Source organism: Nocardioides houyundeii (assembly GCF_002865585.1).
GTDB lineage: Bacteria > Actinomycetota > Actinomycetes > Propionibacteriales > Nocardioidaceae > Nocardioides > Nocardioides houyundeii.
This window is the reverse complement of the sequence record NZ_CP025581.1, coordinates 3,815,767-3,840,802: the sequence shown is the minus strand read 5'-3', so window position 1 is coordinate 3,840,802 and position 25,036 is coordinate 3,815,767. Positions and strand designations below refer to the sequence as shown.

Annotated in this window: 23 protein-coding genes; 12 read left to right on the top strand and 11 right to left on the bottom strand. The window is 70.8% G+C overall.

From position 1 onward, the window contains the following. The first annotated feature begins 269 nt into the window (after positions 1–269). The 8 genes from rpmH (at position 270) to C0R66_RS18435 (ending at position 5,861) form a co-directional block, all read left to right on the top strand. On the top strand, positions 270–407 hold the full coding sequence (rpmH, locus tag C0R66_RS18470) for a 50S ribosomal protein L34 (RefSeq protein WP_101525941.1): 138 nt from the start codon (positions 270–272) through the stop codon (positions 405–407). A 38-nt stretch (positions 408–445) separates the two neighbouring features. After that, positions 446–799, top strand: a complete 354-nt coding sequence (gene rnpA, locus C0R66_RS18465) for a ribonuclease P protein component (RefSeq protein ID WP_101525940.1) — start codon at positions 446–448, stop codon at positions 797–799. Continuing rightward, positions 796–1,044 carry a membrane protein insertion efficiency factor YidD gene (gene yidD / locus C0R66_RS18460; RefSeq protein ID WP_101525939.1) on the top strand — a complete coding sequence of 83 codons (249 nt, stop codon included), beginning with the start codon at positions 796–798 and terminating at the stop codon, positions 1,042–1,044. The genes rnpA and yidD overlap by 4 nt, the downstream gene beginning before the upstream one ends. 36 nt (positions 1,045–1,080) lie before the next feature. Further along, positions 1,081–2,007, top strand: a complete 927-nt coding sequence (yidC, locus tag C0R66_RS18455; RefSeq protein ID WP_240311773.1) for a membrane protein insertase YidC — start codon at positions 1,081–1,083, stop codon at positions 2,005–2,007. 52 nt (positions 2,008–2,059) lie between these two features. Next, positions 2,060–2,614, top strand: coding sequence for a Jag family protein (locus tag C0R66_RS18450; RefSeq protein WP_158648140.1), 555 nt, complete (start codon positions 2,060–2,062; stop codon positions 2,612–2,614). 79 nt (positions 2,615–2,693) lie between these two features. Further along, positions 2,694–3,389: a 16S rRNA (guanine(527)-N(7))-methyltransferase RsmG gene (gene rsmG, locus C0R66_RS18445; protein WP_101525937.1), complete on the top strand. Its 696-nt coding sequence runs from the start codon at positions 2,694–2,696 to the stop codon at positions 3,387–3,389. A 399-nt stretch (positions 3,390–3,788) separates the two neighbouring features. Further along, positions 3,789–4,787 carry a ParA family protein gene (locus tag C0R66_RS18440; protein WP_420818791.1) on the top strand — a complete coding sequence of 333 codons (999 nt, stop codon included), beginning with the start codon at positions 3,789–3,791 and terminating at the stop codon, positions 4,785–4,787. Positions 4,788–4,952: 165 nt separating this feature from the next. Beyond that, the gene (locus tag C0R66_RS18435) at positions 4,953–5,861 is read left to right on the top strand and encodes a ParB/RepB/Spo0J family partition protein (RefSeq protein ID WP_241901515.1); all 909 of its coding nucleotides are present in this window, start codon (positions 4,953–4,955) and stop codon (positions 5,859–5,861) included. A 293-nt stretch (positions 5,862–6,154) separates the two neighbouring features. Here C0R66_RS18435 and C0R66_RS18430 read toward each other — a convergent pair whose 3' ends face one another. Together C0R66_RS18430 and C0R66_RS18425 are read right to left on the bottom strand one after the other, a co-directional pair. Then, a complete protein-coding gene (locus C0R66_RS18430) occupies positions 6,155–6,940 on the bottom strand; it encodes a lysophospholipid acyltransferase family protein (protein WP_101525935.1) in 786 nt (261 codons plus the stop codon). A 126-nt stretch (positions 6,941–7,066) separates the two neighbouring features. Then, entirely contained in the window at positions 7,067–8,209 is a 1,143-nt protein-coding gene (locus C0R66_RS18425; protein WP_277869142.1) for a pyridoxal phosphate-dependent aminotransferase, read from the bottom strand. A gap of 88 nt (positions 8,210–8,297) precedes the next feature. Here C0R66_RS18425 and C0R66_RS18420 point away from each other — a divergent pair, with 88 nt between their 5' ends. Continuing rightward, entirely contained in the window at positions 8,298–8,957 is a 660-nt protein-coding gene (locus tag C0R66_RS18420) for a GNAT family N-acetyltransferase (protein ID WP_101525934.1), read from the top strand. Here C0R66_RS18420 and trxA read toward each other — a convergent pair. The 7 genes from trxA to C0R66_RS18385 all read right to left on the bottom strand — a co-directional run bounded on the left by trxA (position 8,932) and on the right by C0R66_RS18385 (position 17,877). Beyond that, positions 8,932–9,255: a thioredoxin gene (trxA, locus tag C0R66_RS18415; RefSeq protein ID WP_101525933.1), complete on the bottom strand. Its 324-nt coding sequence runs from the start codon at positions 9,253–9,255 to the stop codon at positions 8,932–8,934. The two genes, C0R66_RS18420 and trxA, sit on opposite strands and share 26 nt — an antisense overlap. A gap of 86 nt (positions 9,256–9,341) precedes the next feature. Beyond that, the gene (gene trxB / locus C0R66_RS18410) at positions 9,342–10,352 is read right to left on the bottom strand and encodes a thioredoxin-disulfide reductase (protein ID WP_101525932.1); all 1,011 of its coding nucleotides are present in this window, start codon (positions 10,350–10,352) and stop codon (positions 9,342–9,344) included. A gap of 108 nt (positions 10,353–10,460) precedes the next feature. Further along, on the bottom strand, positions 10,461–11,255 hold the full coding sequence (locus tag C0R66_RS18405; protein WP_101525931.1) for a hypothetical protein: 795 nt from the start codon (positions 11,253–11,255) through the stop codon (positions 10,461–10,463). Next, the gene (sigM, locus tag C0R66_RS18400) at positions 11,252–11,995 is read right to left on the bottom strand and encodes an RNA polymerase sigma factor SigM (RefSeq protein WP_101525930.1); all 744 of its coding nucleotides are present in this window, start codon (positions 11,993–11,995) and stop codon (positions 11,252–11,254) included. The genes C0R66_RS18405 and sigM overlap by 4 nt, the downstream gene beginning before the upstream one ends. Beyond that, the gene (locus C0R66_RS18395; RefSeq protein ID WP_101525929.1) at positions 11,992–13,863 is read right to left on the bottom strand and encodes a protein kinase family protein; all 1,872 of its coding nucleotides are present in this window, start codon (positions 13,861–13,863) and stop codon (positions 11,992–11,994) included. The genes sigM and C0R66_RS18395 overlap by 4 nt, the downstream gene beginning before the upstream one ends. Before the next feature lie 70 nt (positions 13,864–13,933). Further along, positions 13,934–15,652: a murein biosynthesis integral membrane protein MurJ gene (gene murJ / locus C0R66_RS18390; RefSeq protein ID WP_240311751.1), complete on the bottom strand. Its 1,719-nt coding sequence runs from the start codon at positions 15,650–15,652 to the stop codon at positions 13,934–13,936. Further along, positions 15,649–17,877, bottom strand: coding sequence for a DUF6049 family protein (locus C0R66_RS18385; protein WP_158648139.1), 2,229 nt, complete (start codon positions 17,875–17,877; stop codon positions 15,649–15,651). Before C0R66_RS18385 ends, murJ begins: the two co-directional genes overlap by 4 nt. 86 nt (positions 17,878–17,963) lie before the next feature. Between C0R66_RS18385 and C0R66_RS18380 the strand changes: the two genes are divergently transcribed. Continuing rightward, positions 17,964–19,385, top strand: coding sequence for a CCA tRNA nucleotidyltransferase (locus tag C0R66_RS18380; protein ID WP_101525927.1), 1,422 nt, complete (start codon positions 17,964–17,966; stop codon positions 19,383–19,385). Positions 19,386–19,560: 175 nt separating this feature from the next. Here C0R66_RS18380 and mgtA read toward each other — a convergent pair whose 3' ends face one another. Beyond that, positions 19,561–22,209, bottom strand: coding sequence for a magnesium-translocating P-type ATPase (gene mgtA, locus C0R66_RS18375; RefSeq protein ID WP_101525926.1), 2,649 nt, complete (start codon positions 22,207–22,209; stop codon positions 19,561–19,563). 145 nt (positions 22,210–22,354) lie between these two features. Between mgtA and C0R66_RS18370 the strand changes: the two genes are divergently transcribed. Next, positions 22,355–22,837, top strand: a complete 483-nt coding sequence (locus C0R66_RS18370; RefSeq protein WP_101526369.1) for an SRPBCC family protein — start codon at positions 22,355–22,357, stop codon at positions 22,835–22,837. Positions 22,838–22,964: 127 nt separating this feature from the next. Then, positions 22,965–23,846 carry a 1-aminocyclopropane-1-carboxylate deaminase/D-cysteine desulfhydrase gene (locus C0R66_RS18365; protein ID WP_199286744.1) on the top strand — a complete coding sequence of 294 codons (882 nt, stop codon included), beginning with the start codon at positions 22,965–22,967 and terminating at the stop codon, positions 23,844–23,846. 62 nt (positions 23,847–23,908) lie between these two features. Here the strand turns inward: C0R66_RS18365 and C0R66_RS18360 are convergent, their stop codons facing one another. Then, on the bottom strand, positions 23,909–24,994 hold the full coding sequence (locus C0R66_RS18360) for an inositol-3-phosphate synthase (protein WP_101525925.1): 1,086 nt from the start codon (positions 24,992–24,994) through the stop codon (positions 23,909–23,911). Between the last annotated feature and the right edge of the window lie 42 nt (positions 24,995–25,036).

The following is a 25,036-nucleotide window of genomic DNA, read 5'->3' as shown; positions in this document are numbered from 1 at the left end:
AGCGCCGAAGCCTGGGAGCAAGACGTCATCCACAGGCTGGGTATGGTCCCTGTGGATGACGATCCGCGCTGGTTTGACCCTGAATCTGGTCAGCGCGTACCGTTGCAAGGTCGCCCGACGTCCGCTCGTGGTCGACCGGTGCCGCACGTCCACGGAAATTCACGCCAGTCCAAGGGTGTGTGCCGTGGGGGGGCGGTGCCTGCCGAAGTTTGGCGCAGGACATCCCCGCCGGAGTGGACACCCGCACAGAGACAACATCGGAGAATTTCGTGAGCAAGCGTACGTACCAGCCGAACAACCGCCGCCGTCACAAGGTGCACGGTTTCCGCCTGCGCATGCGCACCCGCGCCGGCCGCGCCATCCTTTCCTCGCGCCGCCGCAAGGGGCGCAAGGAACTGGCAGTCTGACGCCTGCCCACGACGAACCGACCTCTCCGGCCTGCGTCGTGCTCCCCCGCTCCGCGCGTCTTACTCGTGGTGAGGGCTTCAGGAGCGCGGTCCGCGCAGGTCGCCGTGCCGGCTCCCGGTCGTTGGTCGTCCACTGGCACGCCGCGGAGGACAGTCCGGCACCGGTCCAGATCGGCTTCGTCGTGAGCAAGGCCGTCGGCAACGCCGTGGCCCGCAACCTCGTGAAGCGTCGTCTTCGCAACCTGACCCGAGAGCACCTCACGGAGCTCCCGGGTCGTGGTGTGCTCGTGGTGCGTGCCCTGCCCGCCGCCGCTGAGACGTCGTACGCCGACCTGGGTCGCGACCTGAGCCGCGGGCTCGATCGCGTGCTCGGGGCTCGGAGCGGCACGTGAAGTACGTCCTGATCGGCCTGCTGCGTCTGTACCGGGCGTTCATCAGTCCCCTGTACGGCCAGGTCTGCCGCTATCACCCGACCTGTTCGGCGTACGCCCTGGACGCGGTTCGGGAGTACGGCAGTATCAAGGGCAGCTGGTTGGCAGTACGGCGGCTGGTGCGCTGCCACCCGTGGTCCCCTGGCGGCTACGACCCCGTTCCTCCTCGCACCTCCGCGAACCCCACTCCGACTCAAGGAGCTTGAGTGCTCGACTTCTTCGGTGACATCGGCGGCGCCATCATGACGCCGCTGTACTACATCATCTCGGTGGTGCTGGTGGGTTTCCACACCCTCCTGAGCAACGTGGGGCTCGACCCCCAGGGTGGGGCCGCGTGGGCGCTCTCCATCGTGGGCCTGACGCTGGTGATCCGGGCCGCGCTGATCCCGCTGTTCGTGAAGCAGATCAAGTCCAGCCGGAACATGCAGCTGATCCAGCCCAAGGTCAAGGAGCTGCAGAAGAAGTACGGGCACGACCGGGAGCGCCTCGCCCAGGAGACGATGGCTCTCTACAAGGAGGCGGGGACCAACCCCTTCGCCTCCTGCCTGCCGATCCTGCTCCAGATGCCGATCTTCCTGGCGCTCTTCCGGCTGCTCGACCAGGCAGCCAAGAAGGGCAAGGCGCACGGCGTCCTCACCGAGGACCTGGCTCAGGACTTCGGCCAGGCTCGGCTGTTCGGCCACGTGCCGCTCGCCGACACGTTCATGAAGGCAGACGGCCAGACCGGGGTGATGGTGCTGGCCGCCGTCCTGGTGGTCGCCATGACCGCCACCACCTTCCTCACCCAGCGCCAGCTGATGAGCAAGAACATGCCGGCGGACGCGCTGTCGGGGCCCTACGCCCAGCAGCAGAAGATGCTGCTCTACGTGCTCCCCGTGGTCTTTGCCGTGGGCGGTATCGCCTTCCCGATCGGCGTCCTCATGTACTGGACGACCTCGAACCTGTGGACCATGGGGCAGCAGTTCTACGTGATCCGCAACAACCCCGCCCCGGGGACGCCGGCCTTCGCGGCCAAGGTGGAGCGGGACAAGGCCAAGGCGGTGCGCAAGGGCACCTCGCCCGTCGCCACCGAGGCGGAGACGGCTGAGGAGATCCACGAGCCGATTCAGCGCCCGGCGCCCAGGCAGCAACCGAAGCGTCAGACGAAGTCTCAGCGCAAGAAGCGCTGACCCCCACTGTCGGCGCCGCGAGGCCGCCATCCCTACCCAGCAGGAGACCCGCGTGAGCGAGAACCAGAACGACGTGCAGCCCGGTGACGCAGTCGACGAGACGCTTGCCGACGACCGGTCGCAGTCCGACGGCCCGACGCGGCCGAGCAAGGTGGAGCGGCTGGAGGCCGAGGGCGACATCGCGGCCGACTACCTCGAGGAGCTGCTCGACATCGCGGACCTGGACGGGGACCTGGACATGGACGTGGACGGTGACCGCGCGTCGGTCTCCGTGGTGGGTGCCGACCTGTCGATGCTGGTGGGACGCGACGGACAGGTGCTCGAGGCCCTGCAGGAGCTGACGCGGCTCGCCGTCTACCGCGAGACGGGCGAGCGGTCCCGGCTGATGCTGGACATCTCCGGCTACCGGGCCCAGAAGCGCCAGGAGCTGGAGGCGCTGGCCGCCAAGCTGATCTCCGAGGTCCGGGCCTCGGGTCAGCGTGTCGAGCTGGACCCGATGAGCTCCTTCGAGCGCAAGGTGGTCCACGACGCCGTGACGGCGGCCGGTCTGGTCTCCGAGTCCGAAGGCGCGGAGCCGAGGCGCTACGTGGTGATCCTCCCCGAGTGAACGACTCCGTTTCACGTGAAACCGCGGCCTCGTCCGCGGAGCCACCCCCCTTGCCCCCGATGCCCGAGGTGGCTCGGGGGTGTTCGCGTCCGAGCGACTGCCACTGTTGCAGGCTTACGCCGGTCGCCTCGCCACGGACGGCGTGGTCCGGGGACTGATCGGGCCCCGTGAGGTGCCGCGCCTCTGGGACCGGCACCTGCTGAACTCGGCCGTGCTCAGCAGCGCCGTGGAGCCACAGGTGCGCACTGTGTGTGACATCGGCTCTGGCGCCGGCCTCCCCGGCCTGGTGCTGGCCATCCAGCGCCCGGAGCTGGTGGTCACCCTCGTCGAGCCCCTGCTGCGCCGGACCACCTTCTTGTCCGAGGTCGTGGACGAGCTGAGCCTGGAGAATGTGGAGGTGGTGCGTGCCCGGGCGGATGCCCTGCACGGGTCGCGGTCCTTCGACCTGGTGACCTCCCGGGCGGTGGCGCCGCTGGGGCGGCTCCTGGAGTGGTCGATGCCGCTCGTGGCTGCTGAGGGAAGCCTGCTGGCGCTCAAGGGGTCCTCCGTGGCGGACGAGGTCCTTGCCGCCGCCCCGACTCTGGCGGCGTTCGGCTGCGCGGAGCCGGAGGTGCTCCACCTCCCCGGGGTCGGGGACAGCCCGCCGACCTTCGCGGTACGGGTTTCGTGGGCGGATCCCGGCACGCTAACGTTGCGCCCGGCTCGTCACGCCGGCAAGCCGGGTAAGCGGAAGAACACTCGATCTCGGCGACCCGGGTCGCGCGGCGGCTCGTGAGTCAGCTCCGCCCGGGTGGAGACAGTGAAGTGAAGGCGGACGCGGTGCCGCTGGACAAGCAGTGCGAAGGGGTCTGGCGTGAACGATGGTGACCTGACGGCTGGAAGCCGGCCAGAGTTATCCACCGGTCCAGGAGGGTCCCCTGAGCCTGACTCTCCACAGATCGGCCAGAGTTATCCACAGGCTGGGGATTTCTCTGGGGATGTTGGGGAGGAACGCGGCGCCGTCACGTCTGCCCGTGTTTCACGTGAAACCTCACTCTCGCCCGTTCCGACTTCCTCGTCGAGGTTCTCGGACCAGACCCCAGTTTCACGTGAAACGTCGAACCACCTGGTCGACGTGCTGCTCAGCACCTCGCCCACCCAGCCCCACCCCTCAGAAACCGGGAGCTCTTCGCCAGTGACCTCGTCCAACGAACCCTCCGCGACGACCGCATCGAATGTTTCACGTGGAACGGGCTTCCGCACCGCGGCTCAGATCGCGGAGCAGGACACCAGGGACTACGACAACAGCACCCCCCTGGCCCGCGCGGCCGAGCACGTGGTGATGGCGCGGCAGGGAGCGCTGGGTCGTCAGCAGCCCGCCCGCCCGGACCACACCCGCGTCATGGTGGTGGCGAACCAGAAGGGCGGGGTCGGCAAGACCACCAGCACCGTGAACCTAGCCGCGGCGATGGCCCAGCTGGGGCAACGCGTGCTGGTGATCGACCTAGATCCCCAGGGCAACGCCTCGACCGCGCTCAACATCGATCACCACCGGGGGGTGCCGTCGACGTACGACCTCCTGGTGGACGGCGCCGCCCTGGCAGACATCACCACGCCTTGTCCCGAGCTGCCCAACTTGGTGGTCTGTCCGGCCACGATCGATCTCGCCGGGGCGGAGATCGAGCTGGTCAGCGTGGTGGCGCGCGAGAACCGGCTGCACAAGGCGATCCAGGCTCATCCGCTGGTAGGAGACAGCACGATCGGCGAGGAGCGCTTCGACTACGTCTTCATCGACTGCCCGCCGTCGCTCGGCCTGCTGACTCTCAACGCCCTGGTCGCAGGCGCGGAAATGATGATCCCGATCCAGGCCGAGTACTACGCGCTGGAAGGGCTGGGACAGCTCCTTGAGACGGTGGCGATGGTCAAGGCGCACCTCAACCCGCGGCTCGACGTCACCACGATCCTGATCACGATGTACGACGCCCGCACGCGACTCGCCGCGGGCGTGGCCGAGGAGGTGCGGGAGCACTTCGGGAGTACCGTGCTGAAGACGATGGTGCCGCGCTCGGTCCGGGTGTCCGAGGCGCCGTCGTACGGTCAGACGGTGATGACCTACGATCCGGGTTCACCGGGCGCCCTCAGCTATCTGGAGGCCGCCCGCGAGATCGCCGTCAAGGGAGCACCCACCGCATGAGCAACCCCCGAAGTCCCCCGCCGTGGTCTTGGTCGTGGTCTGGGGGCCTTGATTCCCACGGCTCCTGCGGCCCCCCAGCCTTCCGAGCGCGACTTCGAGACCGCTCGCGGCGCGCAATCGCTCGCTGAGGCCCCGATTTCGCATGCTTCGGGTGCAGCGCCGGAGTTGGCAGACGAGGTTGAGGGCAGCGCTGCCGAGCATCCGGTCTCGGCTGGCCACCCCTCCCCCGCCTCGACGTCCGGGGAGGCTCCCCTGGCCGCCTCGGGTGCCTACTTCAAGGAGCTGCCGATCGGGGCCGTGCGCCCCAACCAGTGGCAGCCACGCCAGGTCTTCGAGGAAGAGGCTCTGGCGGAGCTGGTCCACTCGATCACCGAGGTCGGCCTGCTCCAGCCGGTGGTGGTCCGCGAGACCGAGCCCGGCTCGTACGAGCTCATCATGGGCGAACGCCGCTGGCGCGCGGCTCAACAGGCCGGTCTGGAGCTCCTTCCGGCGATCGTGCGGGAGACCGACGACTCGGACATGCTCCGAGATGCCCTCCTGGAGAACTTGCACCGCTCCCAGCTCAACCCCTTGGAGGAGGCGGCCGCCTACGGCCAGCTCCTGGAGGACTTCGGCTGCACCCACGAGGAGCTTGCCCAGCGCATCGGTCGGTCCCGCCCGCAGATCAGCAACACGTTGCGGTTGCTCAACCTGAGTCCCGCGGTGCAGCGCCGTGTGGCGGCCGGGGTGCTGTCAGCCGGGCACGCACGTGCGCTGCTGGGCGTGCACGACGGTGAGCAGCAGGACCGCCTCGCCCAGCGGGTGGTGGCCGAGGGGATCAGTGTCCGGGCCCTCGAGGAGATCGTGTCCCTGGGCGATCCCACCCGCCCCGAGCGTGCTCCGCGGCGCAACCGTCCGGTCGCCCCCGGTTTGACCGAGCTGGCGAGTCGCCTCGGCGACCGGTTCGAGACCAGGGTGAAGGTCGACCTGGGCAAGTCCAAGGGCAAGATCACCGTGGAGTTCGCGTCCATGGAGGACCTGCGCCGCATCGTCGACGTGATGGATCCGCGCAACCGGGACGATCGCCCCATCTGAGCCCGCCCGCCCACCCGGCCTTTGGGTCGGCCCCGACGCCGTCGTGAGGTCGTCGGGGCGTTGGGTGAGCCGCCCAGCCCGATCCTGGGGGCGTCAGAACCCTGTGGGAGTTCTCCCAGAACGATTCTGAGCCGAGTCAGGCTGCTCCTGGCCCCGCTCAGATCCCTCAGGAGCGCTGAGAATTGCCCTCTGGAGACCCTCAGAGCGGCAAAAGAGCCTGGTTTGAGGGACATCACCCGACAAAGATGTAAAGCACTTTGTCGACAAAACGCTTTATCAGTGAATCGGCTTGGCTACTTCTTGGACCCGGATGCCTTGCGAGCGGCAGCCCGGCGCTGGGCCCGCTCCCGCTTCTCCTGCTCGTCCAGCTCCGCCGCCCGTTCCAGGGTGGGAGCGGAGCCGCCGTGGCGGGCCGGCAGCCACCAGGAGCCGGGGGGCTGCTCCTCGGCCGGATGGCGAGCGATCGTCTCATCGAGCAGTGCCGACATCACCGCGTGCAGCTCGGCGGTCTCCGCCGCGGGGTCCGCGCCGGTGGGGTGCAGCGGCTCGCCGACCGTGATGGTGATGCTGCGTCCCCGGGTGAAGTCTCGCGGGTGGTCCTTGGTGAAGATGCGCTGGGTGCCCCACAGCGTGATCGGCACGAGCGGCACTCCGGCCTCCGCGGCGATCCGCACCGCGCCGTTCTTGAACTCCTTGAGCTCCAGCGCACGGGAGATGGTGGCCTCCGGGAAGATCCCGACCAGCTCACCGGCCTCGAGGTAGCGGACCGCCTCCCGGAAGGAGGAGATGCCCTCGCCACGGTCCACCGCGATGTGGTGCATCGAGCGCATCACCGGCCCGCCCACGGGATGGTCGAAGACCTCCTTCTTCGCCATGAACCGCACCAGCCGGCTGCGCTCGGCCATGTGGGCGGCCAAGCCACCGTAGATGAAGTCGAGGTAGCCGATGTGGTTGTAGGCCAGCAGCGCCCCTCCCTCGGCCGGGATGTGCTCGGTCCCCTTGATGTCGAACGACTGGCCCAGCAGGCGGAAACCGGCCTTGGCGGTCATGATGATCGGGGGATAGCTGATGTCCCGCATGTGGGAGGGCTCCTGGGGTCGAGTGGAAGGGCTGCAGCAGCCTAGAGCAGGGGTGTCAGCGACGGGTGGCGAGGAAGTCGGCAATGCGCCCGATGGCCTCTTCCAGCACGTCGGTGTCGGGCAGGGTCACCAGCCGGAAGTGGTCGGGGGTGGGCCAGTTGAACCCGCTGCCGTGGGTGACCAGGATCTTCTTGGCTCGGAGCAGGTCGATGACGAACTGCTCGTCGTCCTGAATGTCGTAGACCTCGGGGTCCAGCCGGGGGAAGCAGTACAGCGCCCCCGCGGCTTCACGTTGCTCACCCCGGGGATCTCGTTGAGGAGGCGGTGGGCCAGCATCGACTGCTCGTAGAACCGCCCACCGGGACCGATGAGCTCCTCGATCGACTGATAGCCGCCCAGGGCGGTCTGGATCGCGTGCTGGGCCGGCACGTTGGCGCACATCCGCATGTTGGCGATCAGGGTGAGGCCTTCGAGGAAGTCCGAGGCGAGCTCCTTGGGACCCGAGATCATCACCCAGCCGGCGCGGTAGCCGCAGACCCGGTAGGCCTTGGAGAGGCCGCTGAAGGTCAGTGTCAGCACGTCGTTGCCGGCGTACGTCGCGGTGTGGTGGTGGACGGCGTCCTCGAAGAGGATCTTCTCGTAGATCTCGTCGGAGAAGATCACCAGCTCGTGCCGGCGGGCGATGTCGACCATCGCCTTGACCGTCTCCTCGGTGTAGACCGCACCGGTGGGGTTGTTCGGGTTGATGATGACCATCCCGAACGTGTTCTCGGTGATCTTGGCCTCCATGTCGGCCAGATCGGGGTTCCAGTCGTTCTCCTCGTCGCACCGGTAGTGCACCGGCGTACCGCCGGCCAGGGTGACCGCGCCCGTCCACAGCGGATAGTCCGGGGCGGGCACCAGGATCTCGTTGCCGTCGTCGACGAACGCCTGCAGCACCATCGAGATCAGCTCGGAGACACCGTTGCCGATGAAGATGTCCTCGACCCCGACGTCACGCAGTCCGTGGGACTGGTAGTAGTTCATCACCGCGGTCCGCGCGGAGTAGATGCCCTGGCTGTCGCTGTAGCCCTGGGCGTCCGGCAGGTGGTGGATCATGTCGGCCAGGATCGCCTCGGGCGCCTCGAAGCCGAAGGGCGCGGTGTTGCCGATGTTGAGCTTGAGGATCCGGTGACCCTCAGCCTCCAGGCGCTGGGCCTCCACGAGGATCGGGCCTCGCACGTCGTACCGGACTCCGCGGAGCTTCTTGCTCTGTTTGATGGGGCGCACGCGTGCATCCTCTCACCGGGCCCACCACCCCTAGCATGGATATGTCGAGGCTCGGTCGGGCAGAGTGCGGCGGAAGGGAGCAGAAGCGATGTCTCGCAAGGTCGTCCGGCTGACGGTGGACCACCTCGCCCAGCTCGACGAGCACCTGCGCACCTGCCTGCGCTGGCAGCTCGACGCCGTGGCGATCTCCCGCGTCGAGCCCGGGCAGGAGGCGGCCGAGGTGGAGGCGTGGCTCTCCGGCGTGCTGCGGGAGTGGGGCTCGTGCGGGCGCACCGTCCTGGTGGACGGCGTACCGGTGGGAGCGGCCGTCTACGCCCCGCCGTGGTACTTGCCGGGGCTGGCTGCCCTGCCCACGGCGCCGCCTTCGCAGGATGCGGTGGTGCTGGCCAAGCTGTACGTCGCGGAGGCGTTCCGGGGGCAGGGCCTGGGCCGGATGTTGATCCAGGGCATGGCCCGGGACCTGGTGCTCCGCGAAACCGTGGCGGTGGAGGCCTTCGGCCGGAACTGGCCCCAACCGGGCTCGTGCCTGCTGCCCGTGGAGTTCCTGGGAGCGGTGGGCTTCAAGACGCAGCGGGCGCACCGCACCGTGCCGCGGATGCGGATGGAGCTCCGAACCACCCGGACCTGGAAGAGCGAGGTCGAGCTGGCCGTGGAGCGCCTGTACGGTGCCGTGCGCCCGGCGTTGTCGCCGCAGAGGCTGAAGCCTCAGGCGAAGGGAAGCCTCAGATCAGGTCCGCGAGCTCCTTGAGGATCGCGGCCTTGGGTCGCGCGCCCACGATGGACTTCACGACCTCGCCACCCTGGTAGACGTTGATCGTCGGGATGCCGGTCACGCGGTAGCTGGCCGGGGTGACGGGGTTCTCGTCGACGTTCATCTTCAGGAAGGTCATCTTGTCGCCGTGGGCACCGGCGATCTCGTCCAGGATGGGACCGACCTGGCGGCACGGGCCGCACCACTCCGCCCAGAAGTCCACCAGGACGGGCTTGTCGGACTTGAGGACCTGGGTCTCGAACTCGGCGTCGGTCACGGCTGGCATGTTGGACATGTGGTGGTTCCTTCCGGGCGGAGGATGGTGCAGGGATGCTCTGGTGAAGTGAACACGAGAGGGGGGACAGATGTTCCCCTGGCGGCTCAGGCGCCAGCGGGCTGGATCTCCTCGTTGACCACCTCGACGGTCTCCTCGACGGAGCCGGCGGTGGAGGCGGCGTGGTCCAGCATGGCGATGTACCGCTCGGCGTCCAGTGCCGCCGCGCAGCCGGTGCCGGCCGCGGTGATGGCCTGGCGGTAGTGGTGGTCGACCAGGTCGCCGGCGGCGAACACTCCGGGCACGTTGGTCGCGGTGAACGGGTGGTTCACCACCACGTAGCCGTCGTCGTCGAGGTCCACCTGGCCGGTCAGCAGCTCCGAACGGGGGTCGTGACCGATCGCGATGAACAGGCCGGTGACCTCCAGCGGGCGCTGCTCCCCGGTGACGGTGTCCCGCAGCGTGACCGACTCGAGCCGGTCCTCGCCGTTGATCTCGGCGATCTCGGAGTTCCAGACCATCTCGAGCTTGGGGTCGGCCAGCGCGCGCTCCTGCATGATCTTGGAGGCACGCAGCTCGTCGCGGCGGTGGATCAGGTAGACCTTCGAGGCGAACCGGGTGAGGAAGGTCGCCTCCTCGATCGCGGAGTCGCCGCCCCCGACCACGGCGATGGCCTGGTCACGGAAGAAGAAGCCGTCGCAGGTCGCGCACCAGGAGACGCCGCGGCCCGAGAGCTCCTCCTCACGGGAAAGGCCGAGCTTGCGGTAGCCGGAGCCGGTGGCGAGGATCACCGAGCGGGCGGTGTAGGTGGCCTCGGCCGTCTTCACGACCTTGACGTCACCGGTGAGGTCCACCTCGATCGCGTCGTCAGGGATCAGCTCGGCGCCGAAGCGCTCGGCCTGGGCCCGCATCTCGTCCATCAGCGCCGGACCCATGATGCCGTCGCGGAACCCGGGGAAGTTCTCCACCTCGGTGGTGTTCATCAGAGCGCCCCCGGCGGTCACGGAGCCCTCCAGGACGAGCGGCTCCAAGGCAGCCCGGGCGGCGTACACGGCTGCGGTGTAGCCGGACGGGCCGGAGCCGATGATGATGACGTTGCGGGTCTGGGTGTCGCTCATTGCGCGGTGCACTCCCTCAAGGGTCGGAGTTCAGGATCCTGGGGCGCCGGGCGTCCCACGTGATGTGGAACCGATGGTAGGTCAGGGTTGTTCCCACCGCGGCCCGGCTCAGGGGGCGGGAAGCAGGGCCGAGGCGACCGGGCGCTCCGCCCCGCACAGGTAGACCCGCGCCCGCTGGCGATCGGCCCGGACCGGTCCGAGCACCACCACTGCGGCACGCCCGTCCAGCCGCACGCTGAACCGTTCGCCGCGCACCGGTGGGAGGCAGCCGGCGTCCGCCAGCCGGCGCGTCGGCTCCGGCTCCGGCCCCGCGGCACGCAGCAGCACCAGGTCGCGCTCCAGGGAGTCCCTGCTCAGGGCGACGGCGCCGTCGAGCGGGGCAGGGGAGCGGCCGGGGCCAGGGGAGTCGCCGCGCTGGTCCTGGCCCGCCTGCGGTCCTGTCTCGGGCTCGACTTGCTCTGGTCCGGCATCGACTGGTCCCTGGGCGTCGGAGAACGCCGTGTCGTCCTGGTCGCCGGGGGAGGGCAGCCCGGAGCCCAGCCCGGAGCCCACCGCCAGGCCACCGATCACGACCGCGGCCGCCGCGGCCACGGACCAGCCCAGCACCCGACGCCGGCGTACCGGCAGGGGGACAACCACAGCCTGCGAGGGCACCTGCGAGGGCACCTGCGAGGGCACCTGCGAGGGCCCGTGCGAGGGCCCGTCGTCGGGCTCGCTGCCGCGGTGCCCCTCGGTCGAGCTCCGCTCGGCCAGCAGTGCGGCCAGTGCCTGATCCAGCCGGGTCGTGACCGCGTCCGGGGTCCCCGACGTCACCCGTGAGGCGGCGAGCAGCCGTCGAACGGCGTCGTGCTCGCCGTCGTCGTCGGGGACGGGGCGGGCCTGGGGGTCGGGATCGTCGGTCATGGGTGCACCTCCTCGGGTCCTGATCGGCTCTGGCTCGGGTGGTCGGCTGGGGTGGACGCTGGGGTGGACGGCGCGTCGGGCGCCCGCGCCCCCGGAGTGGGACGCCGGGCGGTGCCCCTGGGTTCCTGGCCGTCCCCCGTCGGTGGGCCTCCCGGCCCCAGGAGAGGGCCGAGCAGCGTGGCCAGCCTGGCCCGGCCTCGTGAGCAGCGGGACTTCACCGTCCCCTCCGCGCAGCCCAGGATCAGCGCGACCTCCGAGGTCCCGAACCCCTCCATGTCCACCAGGACCAGGGCGGCCCGCTGGTCCTGGTGGAGCTGGGCCAGGGCATCCAGGACCAGCTGCCGCCGTTCCTGCTCAAGGACGGAGTCCACCGGGTCCACCGCGTGGGCCGAGGCCAGGCTCCCTCGTGCCGCGTGCTCCTCCAGGTCGTCGGGCAGCGCGGTGGTGGCCCGCACCTTGGCCGCCCGGATCCGGTCCAGGCAGGCGTTGACCACGACGCGGTGCAACCAGGTGGTCACCGCGGCCTCGCCCCGGAAGGAGGCCGCCCGGCGGAACGCCGCGACCATGCCGTCCTGCAGCCCGTCCGCGGCGTCGGTGGGGTTGCCCATGGTCCTCAGTGCGACCGCCCAGAGTCGGTCCCGGTGCCGGGCGAAGAGCTCACCGAAGGCGTCCGGGTCCCCGGCCACGTGAGCTGCCAGCAGGTCGGAGTCCGAGCGGCGGCTGCCGCTCCGGGACGTCATCCCCGGACCTCGACCTCGGCGATCTCCCCGCGGAACCCGCCCGCCGCCTCCGGAAGCGCGGTGAGCCACACGGTCACGAACTGTCCGGTCACCTCGGGGTCGAGGGTGATGGTGATGGTCTCGGGGTCCGACCCCGTCCCAGCCGGTGCGAGGCCCTCGAGGGAGGTGGGGGCGGTGTCGGTGACGTAGACCTGGGCGTCGGTGCTGCCACCGACCACGCTGATCGCCACCTCGCCCACCGGCTGCGGCTTGCCGAGGTCCAGGACCAGTCCCACACCACTCTTGAGCCCCCCGGGCCCGAACTGCTGGTCGTAGGTGCTGGTGCGCCACCGGGTGGCGGGGTCACCGTCGACGGCCAGGGGCGCGAGCTCGGGGTACTCCTCCTGGGGATCGCCCTGGGGGTCGAAGTCGTCGGCGACCAGACCGGTCAGCGGGGACAGGGAGGTCTCCTGCTTCGCGGTCGAGTCGTCGTCCGACCCACCGTCGCCCCCACCCAGGCCGCTCATGCCTCCCAGCTGGTAGGCCGCCACCACGATCAGCAGCACCAGTGCCGCGAAGCCGACCAGCATGGCGAGTCGTAGCCAGCCCCGACCGGGCACCTCGGCCGGTGGGACCGGGCGCAGCACGCCGGAACCGCTCCCGGTCAGCCCGTGGCCCGTGCCGTGACCCGTGCCGTGGCCCGCGGAGGTGTCCCAGGGCCAGTAGTGCCCGCCCTCGGGAGCGGGGCGCGGTGCGCGGGGGCGCCGGGCGGGCTCGCCCTCTTCCGGGTCCGGCGCGAAGAGGGGACGCTCGGCGGGGGTGTCGAAAGGAGGAGGCGGCGCGGGGCGGTGGGCGCGAGCCCGGAGCCACTCCACGTCCTCGTCCCCCTCGTGGAAGACCGGCATCCCGGCCTCGGTCGGGAGCTCGGTGATGCCGACGGGCGGCGGGGGCTGGGGAGACGCGGCGCCGTTGGTCGACGGGCCCGTGGTGGTGTGCTCCGGTCGCTGGGGCACAGCCGGGCCCGGGGACTGGTCCTGCGCCGGCTGCGGCGCGAGACCGGTCACCGGCAGGGTGCCGGTCGCTGCTGCGCCGAGGAACTCCTCCAGCGCGTCGCGGATCCCGGCCGCGCTGGTCAGGTCGTGGGTGCCCCGGTGCCCGAGACCGCTCAGGCCCGCGGTCAGTCCGCTCGGGCGCCCGTCGTCCGCCGACGACAGCACCACGTCGCACAGCACGTCGAGGGGACGGGGGATCCCGGCGCGCACCTGGCGGGGGCGCAGGGGGTGTCCGGCCACCTGCGGCGCGGGGTCCACGCGGGTCGGCGTACGACTGGGCCACTTGCCGGTCAGGGCGGCGTACAGCAGGGCTGCGAGGTCGGTGACGTCCTCGGCGATGCGGTGCGGCGGCAGGGCGTGCAGGGCGGCGTCGACGGCGAAGCCGATCACCCGGACCTGTCCGTTCTCGTCGACCAGGACGTTCTCGGGGATCAGCCGACCGTGGGCCTTGCCCGCGGCGTGAGCCACGGCCAGGGTGTCGGCCACCTCGGCCACCAGCCAGGCGGCTCGTCGCGGCGAGAGCGGGCCCTGCTGGGCGAGCATGTTGTCCAGGGACTCACCCGATCCCCACTCGTTGACCACGAAGCAGACCCGGTCGTCCCGGTCGGCGTCCAGCACCCGCAGGTTGCGCCGGTCCACCAGCGCCGCGGAGCGACGTGCCGCGTCCATCAGCGCCGGCTCGCGGTCGTCCCCGGCCGCGATCAGGTGCACCGCCACCTGGCGCTGCAGCACCTCGTCGTGGGCGCACCAGAACCACCCGCCCTCGGTCTCGTTGAGCAGGTCGACCATCCGGTAGCGGCCGGCGAGGAGGTCACCGGCGTGGATCGACGCGGGCACGGTCCTCCAGTCGCAGGGGTAGTGGTCGTGAGTCGCGGGGTTGCTTCTGGGCGATCATGGTACGGCGCTGTCAACGTCTCGGCAGGCGGCGACGAACCGTGTCCAGCACGGGATCGACCAGCTCGCCGACCTCGCCGAGCCGGAAGAGTCTGGCGAGCAGCACCAGGGCCACCAGGTCCACGGTCCCCACGACGGCGCCGCGACCCAGGGAGACCAGCGGGTTGGGCTGCTGGCCCAGGGCGTCCAGGCCGAGGGAGACCAGCCAGGCCAGTGCCGTGGACAGGGCCACCACGGCCACCAGACGGATCGCGAACCTCAGCATGCGCGTGCTGTCCAGACCACCCAGGGTGCGGCGCAGCACCGCATAGCTGACCACCGACCCCACCAGGTACGCCGTTGCGTAGGCGATCACCAGCGCCGGGGAGGTGTCGACCGCGGAGGCCTCGCGCACGAGGAGGACCGCCGCGACCACGTTGGTGCCCGCCACCGCGCACTGGATGAAGAAGACGGTGCGGGTCCGCTCCAGCGCGTAGAACCCCCGCAGCATCAGGTAGTGGACGGTGAACAGGACCAGACCGATGCCGAAGAGCCGCAACGAGGGCACGAAGCTGCCCACCGTCTCGGGGTCGTCGCTGAACCCGTAGACGACGTTGGCGATGTCCCAGGCGAGCACCGGCACCAGGGCCGCGAACGGGACCACCACCACCAGGCAGGTGCGCAGGGTCGAGGTCAGCGAGCGCGCCAGGAGGTCGGGCCGGCCGTCCGCGGCGTACGACGAGAGCCGGGGCAGCGCCGCGGTCGCCAGGGAGACGGTGACGATGGCGTGCGGCAGCATGACGATCAGCATCGAGTAGGAGTAGACCGCGAACCCGGTGCCGCCCTCGCCGCTGACCGGCCCGCTGGAGGCCAGGTTCACCACGACCGTCCAGGCGATCTGGTTGACCACCACGAAGAGCACGGTCCAGCTGCCCAGGCGCAGGGTGTGGCCCAGCCCGGTGCCGCGGAAGTCGAAGCGCGGCCGGTACAGGAAGCCCGAGCGACGCAGGAACGGCAGCAGGATGAGGAACTGCGCCACGATGCCGAGGGTGGAGCCGACGCCGAGCAGCACCTCCTGGCCCGGAGAGAGCGCCCCCTGGGCCGCGACCTCCCCGGCCCGTCCGTAGAGGACCAGGTAGGCGACCAGGACGGCGACCGCGATCACGTTGTTCGCGATCGGCGCCCACATCATCGGCCCGAACGTGCCCCGGGCGTTGAGCACCTGTCCGACCAGCACGAACATGCCGTAGAAGAAGACCTGGGGCAGGCAGTACCGCGCCAGCGCGATCGCGGAGTCCTTGTGCTCGGCCAGGGCCGCAGTGTCGTACTTGGCGGAGAGGTACAGCTCCATCACCCACGGCGCGGCCGCCACCAGCGCCAGGGTCACCGCGCCCAGGAACAGTGCGGCCAGGGTGATGATGCGGTTGGTGTAACCCTCGCCGCCGTCCTCGTCGTTCTTCAGGGCCCGCACCAGCTGGGGCACCAGGACGGCGTTGAAGATGCCGCCGGCGAGCAGGATGTAGATCGCGTTCGGGATGGTGTTGCCCAGGGCGAAGACGTCCGCACGTACCCCTGCGCCCAGGGCGGTGACCAGCAGGGCGGCCCGGATGAAGCCGGAGAGTCGGGAGAAGACGGTCCCGACCGCCATCACCACGCTGTTGGCGCGGATGGCGCGGGCGGCGTCCTCGGGAGCCACCTCGTCGGTCGGCGCGCCGGTGGGCTCGCTGGTGGGGGTGCGCGGGTCGGCGTTCACTCGGCGGGCTCCGGCTCCAGGATGTCGTCGTGCTCGGGCTGTACGTCGGTCTCCGGCGCGGGGTCGCGGCGGGACCTCAGCACCCGGCGCAGCAGCCGGACCCCGATCGCCCCGAACAGCAGCAGCGCACCGCCGGCCATCAGCACCCAGAGGATGCCGCTGACCTGGCTGGTGCGCACCGGGAAGGTGGTGGACGACCCGATGGGGACGCCGTCGGCGTCGGTGAGCCGGAGGGTGAGGGACTCGATGCCCTGGTCCGCGGCGCTCACGGAGTACCTCAGCTGCTGACGCGACGTGGGAGCCAGGGTGACCGGCGGCTGCTCGCTCACCTTCATCGTCCCGGTGGAGCGGGCCTCGATGCGGACCGTGACCGGCACCGGCAGGTCGTTGACCAGCGAGACCCCGACCTGTCCGTTGTTGCTGGACAGGATGACGTCGGGCGGGCCGTCGATCCGCACCGAGCCGAGCAGCCGCTTGAGGTGCTCCCGGCCCTGGGTGCTGCGGGACCGGTAGACCGCCGGGCGACGACGCGCGAAGTAGGACATGTCGGCGTCCGCCACGTCCCGGGTCTGGGAGACCACGGTCGAATCGCGCGTCAGGACGCTCTCCAGCAGCTTGCTGGTCTCCACCATCCGGGCGGCGGCGTGGACGTTGGTGGTCGGCAGCTCGGCCCTGCGCTGCGCCTCGCCGTACACCAGGGCGTCGTCGGGGACCGACGGGTCGGGAGCCAGCGACCTGCCGGTTCCGCTGCGGCCCGGGGAGGTGCCCTTGCGCACCAGCTCGCCCAGGGGGCGCAGCCGCATCAGGCCGTCGTCGAAGGTGGAGTAGAGCTCGGCGGAGCCGGTGGCCGGGTCCCAGTTGGGAGGCGGCGCGATCACCAGCGGTGACCGGTCGTCGTTGATGAGACGCAGCGCTGCCTCGCTGACCACCCGCTGACGGACCGCGATGGGCCCGGAGGGGGACTCCGGACCGGGGCCGCCGTCGGCGACTCCGGAGGAGGTGGTGGCGAAGGTGTGACCCAGGATCTCCCCGGTGCTGGGCACCGCCCCACCGATGACGGCGGGGTCCAGCGCCTTGTCGTTGAGCAGGACCAGCGTGTCCTCACCGGCCGCGCTCACGGTGGCGGGGGACAGGAAGCCGTCGGGGGAGGCGAGCACAGGGGTGGAGACGACCCCCAGGACGGACATCACCTCGGCGGAGCGGGCCACGGCCTGCTCGAGCATCTCCGGGTCGGTGCGTTGCAGCGCGGACGCGTCGACGTCGCCGTACGGCAGCGCGAGCACCGGGTGGCTGCCCATCTCCTCGCTGAACATCCGCAGCCACTCCTCAGCCGCCATCGCGGCAGCCTGCTCGGCCTCGGTGGGCTCCTCGTCGGGATCAGCCTCGGCCGGGGCCGACGGCGCAGGCGTCGGCGTGCCGGACTCCTCCTCAGCCGTCTGGGAGGGCGTGATGCTGGTGGGCGGGTTGCCCTGGGCCAGCCGAGAGGCCGCCAGCGGGATGGCCGGGTCGACGAGCCAGGTGACGGGCCGGGCGCCCGCCTCGCGGCCGGCCAGCAGCAGGTTGTGCAGCCGTCCGCCCGGTGACAGCCGCCGGGCCCAGGCGGCCGGGTTCGCGACGCGGCCCTGGGCGTCGTGGTGCAGGGAGCTGCGCAGCGGCAGCACCAGGGCCGCCGGCAGTGATCGCTTCGGAGAGCTCACCACCGGCAGGAAGGTGCGGGCTCGGCCGTCGGTGTAGTCGTCGCGGGGCTGGGTCTCGGTCTCACCGCTGGCGTGCACGCCCACCCAGTAGACCCCGTCGCCGTAGTCGAGCTGGCCCGCCGGGATGGTGACCTCGAACTGCTCGGACTCACCCGGCTCCAGGACCTCCACGTTGTCGTAGGCGCCCTCGGTCAGGATCCGCTCGCCGACGATCTCGTCCACCGGCACGTCGGCGGCCGCCGACAGCGTGCCGCCGTCCGTGATGGGGGTCAGGGACCGGAACGGCATCACGTTGATCGAGGTCCAGGTCTCGTCGCTGTCGTTGGTGATGCTGCCCGACATCCGCACCTCCCGGGCGTCGGTCAGCACCGACGGCGTGAGGGACTCCAGCTCCAGGCGCAGCGCCTCGGACTCCTGCGGTGCGGGCGTCGGTGCGGCGCTCGCCGGCGTCGCGGTGAGCAGGCCCACGAGCACGCCCAGCGTCGCGAGCGCCGCAAGGGCAGGACTCAGCGAGGAACGGCGGGGCACGAGTCGACTCTAGTCGCCGAGGGTCGGGACTGCTGGGCCTAGACTGGCTCCCCGTGTCCGACGCTCCCGTTCTCCCGCCCCTCAGCATGGTCGAGGTCCAGCAGACCGTCGCCGCCGAGCTGGACCGGATCGGTGCGGTCATCGACGAGCTCGGATCCCGCTTCGCGGACGCGGGTCACCAGCTCCACCTGGTCGGCGGACCGGTGCGCGACGCCATGCTGGGCCGTCTCCAGAACGACCTGGACCTGACCACCGACGCCCGTCCCGAGCAGACCGAGAAGCTGCTCAAGGGCTGGGCCGACGCGATGTGGGACATGGGACGGGACTTCGGCACCATCGGCTGTCGCAAGGGCCCGTGGCAGATCGAGATCACCACCTACCGGGCCGAGCGCTACGACCCGGACTCGCGCAAACCTTCGGTCGACTTCGGCGACTCCCTGATCGGTGACCTGGGACGACGCGACTTCACCGTCAACGCGATGGCCGTGGCACTGCCGGGGCGCGACTTCGAGGACCCGTACGGCGGCGTGGTCGACCTGGCCAACCGGGTGCTGCGCACTCCCGGCACACCGGAGGACTCCTTCTCCGACGACCCGCTGCGGATGATGCGGGCCGCCCGCTTCACCGCCCAGCTCGGGTTCACCGTGGCCCCCGAGGTGCTCGAGGCGATGCGCGCCATGGCGGGGCGGATCGAGATCATCTCCGCCGAGCGGGTCCGCGACGAGCTCGTCAAGCTGATCTGTGCGCCGTACCCGCGCCGGGGGCTGAGCCTGCTGGTGGAGACCGGGCTGGCCGAGCACGTGCTGCCCGAGCTGCCCGCGCTCGCCCTGGAGCGTGACGAGCACCACCGGCACAAGGACGTCTACGAGCACACGCTGACCGTGCTGGAGCAGGCGATCGAGATGGAGGACCGGCTCGGCGGCGAGCCCGACTTCGTCTCCCGGTTCGCCGCCCTCATGCACGACGTCGGCAAGCCGCGGACCCGCAAGTTCGTCGGTGACGGCACCGTCACCTTCCACCACCACGACGTGGTGGGCGCCAAGATCACCCGCAAGCGGATGAAGGCGCTGCGCTTCTCCAACGACCAGATCGAGGCCGTCACCAAGCTGGTCGAGCTGCACCTGCGCTTCCACGGCTACGGCTCGGGCGAGTGGACCGACTCCGCGGTGCGCCGCTACGTCCGCGACGCCGGCGACCAGCTGGAGCGCCTGCACGTGCTCACCCGAGCCGACTGCACCACCCGCAACGCGCGCAAGGCCGCGCGGCTGCGCCGTACCTACGACGACCTCGAGGCCCGGATCGCCAAGCTGTCGGAGGAGGAGGAGCTGGCCTCGATCCGGCCCGACCTCGACGGCACCCAGATCATGGAGATCCTGGGCATCGGCCCCAGTCGCGAGGTGGGCGAGGCCTACAAGTTCCTGCTGGAGCTGCGGATGGACGAGGGCCCGATGTCCGAGGAGGCGGCCGAGGCTGCGCTGCGGGAGTGGTGGGCCGCCCGCCAGGGCTGATGCGGGTGGCAGGGATCCCCGCCTAGCCGGGGTTCCCTGCGCTTAGAGGGGCATGCATGCCCCTCTAACCCGGGGGAAGGGTCACGAACCTCGCCTCGGGTGGCAGTGATCCCCGCCTAGCCGGGGTTCCCTGCGCCTAGGGGGGCATGCATGCCCCTCTAACCCGGGGAAGGGGTCACGAACCCCCGCCGCGACGGGCCCGGGTACGCCGGCCGGGCGCCGCACCCCCGTGCTCCCGGATGACGTGCGCGAGCCGTTCCCGCCCGGGCCGCCGTACGTGGGGGCGAGGCGTCTGCGCGGACCGGTAGAAGCGCAGCTTGAGCGCCTCGGCCGCCAGCACGTAGCCGAGGGTGATCAGCAGCAGCGCCGCCACCACCTTGGCCGGCAGGGCGTCGAGGCCCAGCAGCCGGGACAGCTCGGGCACGAAGGGCAGCGCCAGGGTGACCGCGGCCACCGTGATGGAGGTCCACAGCAGGCCCGTCCCGGGCCGGCTGCGGATCGCGGGTCGCCGGGTGCGGAGCACCATCAGTACGGCCAGCTCGGTCAGGGTGGACCCGACGAACCAGGCAGACCGGAACAGGGTCGAGTCGGCGTCGAAGACGTGCAGCAGCACCGCGAAGGTCAGCAGGTCGAACAGGCTGCTCAGCAGCCCGAAGACCACCATGAAGTCGCGGACGAAGCGGAGGTCCCAGTGCTGGGGACGCTGCACCTGCTCGGCGTCGACGTTGTCGACCGCGATGGTGGTGCTCGGGATGTCGGAGAGGAAGTTGAGCAGGAGCAGCTGCCGGGGCAGCAGCGGCAGGAAGGGCAGGAAGGCCGAGGCGATCACCATGCTGGCCACGTTGCCGAAGTTGGCGCTGACCGTGGTGAAGACGTACTTCAGGGTGTTGGCGAACGTCTGCCGACCCAGCCGTACGCCGTGGCCCAGCACGGCCAGGTCCTTGTCCAGCAGCACGATCGCGGCCGCGCTCTTGGCCACGTCGACCGCCGTGTCGACCGAGATGCCGACGTCGGCGAGGTGGAGGGCGGCGGCGTCGTTGATCCCGTCGCCCAGGTAGCCCACGGTCGCTCCGGACTCGCGCAGCGCGGAGATGATCCGCTCCTTGCGCAGCGGGTCCACCTCGGCGAAGACCTCGACCTCCTGCACCCGGCGTACCAGCTGCTCGGGGTCCAGGGCATCGAGGTCGCGCCCGGTCAGCACGGTGCCCGCGTCCATCCCGACCTCGCCGGCGATGTGGGCCGCGGCGAGCCGGTTGTCACCGGTGATCATCCGGACGCTGATCCCGGCCGCCCGCAGGTCGCCGAGCGCCTCACGCGCGCCCGCCTTGGCGGGGTCGGCGAAGGCGAGGAAGCCCAGGAACTCCAGGCCGTCCTCGTCGGCAGGCGTCACCGCCTCCACCTCGGGCAGGCTCCGCCGCGCGATGCCCAGCACCCGGTAGCCCTCCTGGCTCAGCCGGGCGAAGTGTGCGTCCAGCGCGGCGCGGTCGGTCGTGAGGCAGACGTCGACGACCGAGTCGTAGGCGCCCTTGCAGATCAGCTGTCGTCCGTCTGGCCCGTCGGCCAGCACGCTGAGCCGCTTGCGGCTGAAGTCGTAGGGCAGCTCCGCGACCGGGCGGTACGCCGGGTCCAGCGGGTGCGCGGCCAGGATGGCGGCGTCGATGGGGTTGGTGAAGCCGGTCTGCAGCCCCGCGTTCGCCGCCGCCAGCGCCTGCACCAGCGGACTCGGGGCGCCGGTGGGGTCCACGGCGGCGTGCAGCCGGACGGCGCCCTCGGTGAGGGTGCCGGTCTTGTCGGTGCACAGCACGTCCATGGCGCCGAAGTCCTGGATCGCGTCCAGGCGACGCACGATCACCTGCTCGCCCGCCATCCGGCGTGCTCCGCGCGACAGGCTGACCGCGACGATCGCCGGGAGCATCTGCGGGGTCAGCCCGACGGCGAGAGAGAGGGAGAAGAGCAGCGACTCCGCGAAGGGGCGCTCCAGCAGCAGGTTCAGCGCCATGATCGCCACCGCCAGCACCCCGGTGACCCGGGCCAGCAGCATGCCGAACTGGCGGATCCCCTGCTGGAACCCGGTCGCGGGCGCCTCCTGCTCCAGGCGCCGCGAGAGCTGGCCGAGCTCGGTCCGCGACCCCGTGGCCACTACGACGGCCAGGCCCCGCCCGCTGACCACGTGCGAGCCGAGGAAGAGCGCGCTGTGCCGCTCGCCGAGCTGGGCGTCCGCCCCGGCGGGGTCGGGATGCTTGTGGACGGGGAAGGTCTCACCGGTCAGCGCAGCCTGGTCCACCTGGAGCGCGTCGGCGCTGATCACCCGGCAGTCGCCCGGCACCACGTCGCCGGCGTTGAGGTCCACGATGTCGCCCGGCACCACCTGCTCCAGCGGGACCTCGACCGCCGTACCGTCGCGTCGCAGGTCCGCGTGCACCTGGACCAGGTCCAGCAGCCGCTGCACCTCCAGTGACGCGCGGTGCTCCTGCCAGAAGCTGAGCAGCCCGCTGAGGCCCACGATCGCCAGGATGATGACCGCGTCGGTGACGTCGCGCAGCACCATCGACACCACGCTCGCGGCGATCAGGATGAGGATGATGGGCTCGGTGAACTGCTTGACCAGGGCCCGCAGCCACGACGCCCGGTGCGTGGGTGCCAGCCGGTTCGGCCCGAACGAGTCAAGCCGGCGTGCGGCCTCCTCGGCACCGAGGCCGGCCTCGGTGGTTCCCGCGCGGCGCAGCACCTCGGCGGCGGGCAGTGCCCAGTAGGCCGGGGGCGCCTCCGCCTGGAGCTTGTCGGCCTGGGACACGTCCCCCTGCGATCCGTCGGCGTCGATCATCTCCGGCCCGCCCGTCGTCGTACCGCCAGCGCAGCTGCCTCGTCCCAGCCAACGTACGCCGGACTCCGCGCTCGCGGTACCGCCGAGAGTCCGGTTCCGCGGCCGACACCGGCGTCTTGTACCCGGCGTGCTCTACATTGCGCAGATGACTTCGCCGAGCGCAGACCTGGTCGAGCCCCTGATCGAGCAGACGATCGACGTCGAGGCCCCGGTGTCCCGGGTCTGGGCGCTGGTCAGCGACCTCCCGCGACTGGCGGAGTGGAGTCCCCAGGTGGTGCGCACCCACCTGCGCGGTGGTCGGCCGGTCCGGCTCGGCACCAGGATGATCAACCTCAACCGCCGGGGCCTGCTGGTGTGGCCGACGCAGGCGAAGGTGGTTCGTCTGGAGCCCGAGCGGGTGGTGGCCTTCAAGATCCGGGAGAACCAGTCCACCTGGTCGTTCACCCTAGAGCCCACCGCCAGCGGCACTCGCATCGTGCAGCGGCGGGAGGCACCGGACGGCATCAGCGCCCTCTCCCTGCGCCTGACCGACCGGGTGCTGGGCGGACAGCGGACCTTCCAGGACGAGCTGCGCGAGGGGATGCGCCAGACGCTGACCCGGATCAAGGCCGAGGCCGAGCGACCCTGATGCCCGCGGAACCGGCGAGCCACCTGCATCGCCGCTGGCCCGGGCTGGACCTGGGGCGCGTGCCGCTGGGCCAGACGCCGACTCCGGTGCTCGAGCTGGAGATCCCGGGCGTGCCGGACGGCGTGTGGTGCAAGTCCGAGGACGCGTTCGGGACGGCTCCTGGGCGGGCAACAAGGTCCGCAAGCTGGAGTGGATCATCCCGGAGGCGAAGCGCCGAGGGGTCCGGACGCTCTTCACCGTCGGCGGCATCGGCACCCACTGGGGCCTGGCCTGCGCCCGGTACGGCGCCGAGCACGGCCTCCGCACCGTCCTGGGGCTGGTGGACCAGCCGGTCGACGACCACGTCCGGGAGCAGCTGGCCCGACTGCATGCCTCGCCGGCGCGGATCCACCGGTTCGCCACCGGGAGGCGACGCCGCGCCGCGGTTCCCTTCCTGATGGCACGCGCCAGCCTGGACGGTGCTGGTCCGGGCAGCGGCCGGCCCCGGCTGCCCTGGTACCTGCCCGCCGGTGGGTCCAACCCGGTCGGCACCCTGGGGTACGTCGAGACCGCGCTGGAGATCGCCGCGCAGGTCCGGGCCGGCGAGCTGCCGGAGCCCGGCACGGTCGTGGTTCCCGTCGGATCGGGCGGCACAGCCGCCGGCCTGGCGCTCGGTTTCGCGATCGCGGGCCTGCCCACCCGGGTCTTCGGCGCGGTCGTCAACGACTCGATGCCCCTCGACGCGGAGGCCCTGGCAGCGCTGGCGAACGCCACCGGCGACCTGCTCCGCGAGCGTGGGGCGACCGACGTGCCCCGGCTGACTGCACCCGACCTCACCTCCCGCAGCGACTGGCTGGGCGCGACGTACGGCGACCCGACGCCGGCCTCGGTGCGGATGGTCACCGCGGCGGCCGCCGCGGGCCTGGAGCTGGAGCCCGTCTACACCGGCAAGGCCCTGGCCGCGGTCGCGGAGCTCGGCACCTCCCTGCCCGGACCGGTGCTCTGGCTGAACACCCACGGGCCGCGCTGAGGTGGTTCTGACGCGAAGAAGCCCGCCCCCGGAGGGGACGGGCTTCTCGAGTCGAGCAGGGATCACTCGCCGCGGATGAACTTCTCCAGCTCGATGCGACCGAGGTCGTCCGGCATCTGCACCGGGGGCGACTTCATCAGGTAGGTCGAGGCGGAGATGATCGGGCCGCCGATGCCCCGGTCCAGGGCGATCTTGGCGGCACGGACGGCGTCGATGATGATGCCGGCCGAGTTCGGGGAGTCCCAGACCTCGAGCTTGTACTCCAGGTTGAGCGGGACGTCGCCGAACGCGCGACCCTCGAGGCGCACGTAGGCCCACTTGCGGTCGTCCAGCCAGGCGACGTAGTCCGACGGGCCGATGTGCACGTTGCGGTCGTCCGCGCCCTTGCCGGCGAGCGAGCCGGTGAGGTTGGAGGTCACGGCCTGGGTCTTGGAGACCTTCTTGGACTCCAGGCGCTCACGCTCGAGCATGTTCTTGAAGTCCATGTTGCCGCCGACGTTGAGCTGGTAGGTGCGGTCCAGCGTCACGCCGCGGTCCTCGAACAGCTTCGCCATCACGCGGTGGGTGATGGTGGCACCGACCTGGCTCTTGATGTCGTCACCGACGATCGGGACACCGGCGTCCTCGAACTTCTTGGCCCACTCGGGGTCGGAGGCGATGAAGACGGGCAGGGCGTTGACGAAGGCCACGCCGGCGTCGATGGCGCACTGGGCGTAGAACTTGTCGGCGACCTCCGAGCCCACGGGCAGGTAGGAGACCAGGACGTCGACCTCGGCGTCCTTGAGTGCCTGGACCACGTCGACCGGCTCGGCGTCGGACTCGTCGATGGTCAGCGAGTAGTACTTGCCGAGACCGTCGTGCGTCGGGCCGCGCTGGACGGTGACGCCGGTGGGCGGCACGTCGGCGATCTTGATGGTGTTGTTCTCCGAGGCGACGATGGCCTCGGACAGGTCGAAGCCGACCTTCTTGGCGTCGACGTCGAACGCGGCGACGAACTCGACGTCCTTGACGTGGTAGTCACCGAAGACCACGTGCATGAGACCCGGGACGGTGCCCTGCGGGTCAGCGTCCTTGTAGTACTCCACACCCTGAACCAGGGACGAGGCGCAGTTCCCGACGCCGACGATTCCAACTCGTACCGAACCCATGGGGCTCTCCTCTTCTGTGCTTGTGCTTCGCAGTGTTTGCAG

Excerpts from the sequence above, each read along its gene's own strand:
- yidC (WP_240311773.1), top strand. The coding sequence starts at position 1,081 with ATGACGCCGCTGTACTACATCATCTCGGTGGTGCTGGTGGGTTTCCAC.
- C0R66_RS18430 (WP_101525935.1), bottom strand. The coding sequence starts at position 6,940 with ATGCGGGACATCAGCTATCCCCCGATCATCATGACCGCCAAGGCCGGT.
- C0R66_RS18420 (WP_101525934.1), top strand. The coding sequence starts at position 8,298 with ATGTCTCGCAAGGTCGTCCGGCTGACGGTGGACCACCTCGCCCAGCTC.
- trxA (WP_101525933.1), bottom strand. The coding sequence starts at position 9,255 with ATGTCCAACATGCCAGCCGTGACCGACGCCGAGTTCGAGACCCAGGTC.
- trxB (WP_101525932.1), bottom strand. The coding sequence starts at position 10,352 with ATGAGCGACACCCAGACCCGCAACGTCATCATCATCGGCTCCGGCCCG.
- C0R66_RS18405 (WP_101525931.1), bottom strand. The coding sequence starts at position 11,255 with ATGACCGACGATCCCGACCCCCAGGCCCGCCCCGTCCCCGACGACGAC.
- sigM (WP_101525930.1), bottom strand. The coding sequence starts at position 11,995 with ATGACGTCCCGGAGCGGCAGCCGCCGCTCGGACTCCGACCTGCTGGCA.
- C0R66_RS18380 (WP_101525927.1), top strand. The coding sequence starts at position 17,964 with ATGGTCGAGGTCCAGCAGACCGTCGCCGCCGAGCTGGACCGGATCGGT.
- mgtA (WP_101525926.1), bottom strand. The coding sequence starts at position 22,209 with ATGATCGACGCCGACGGATCGCAGGGGGACGTGTCCCAGGCCGACAAG.
- C0R66_RS18370 (WP_101526369.1), top strand. The coding sequence starts at position 22,355 with ATGACTTCGCCGAGCGCAGACCTGGTCGAGCCCCTGATCGAGCAGACG.
- C0R66_RS18360 (WP_101525925.1), bottom strand. The coding sequence starts at position 24,994 with ATGGGTTCGGTACGAGTTGGAATCGTCGGCGTCGGGAACTGCGCCTCG.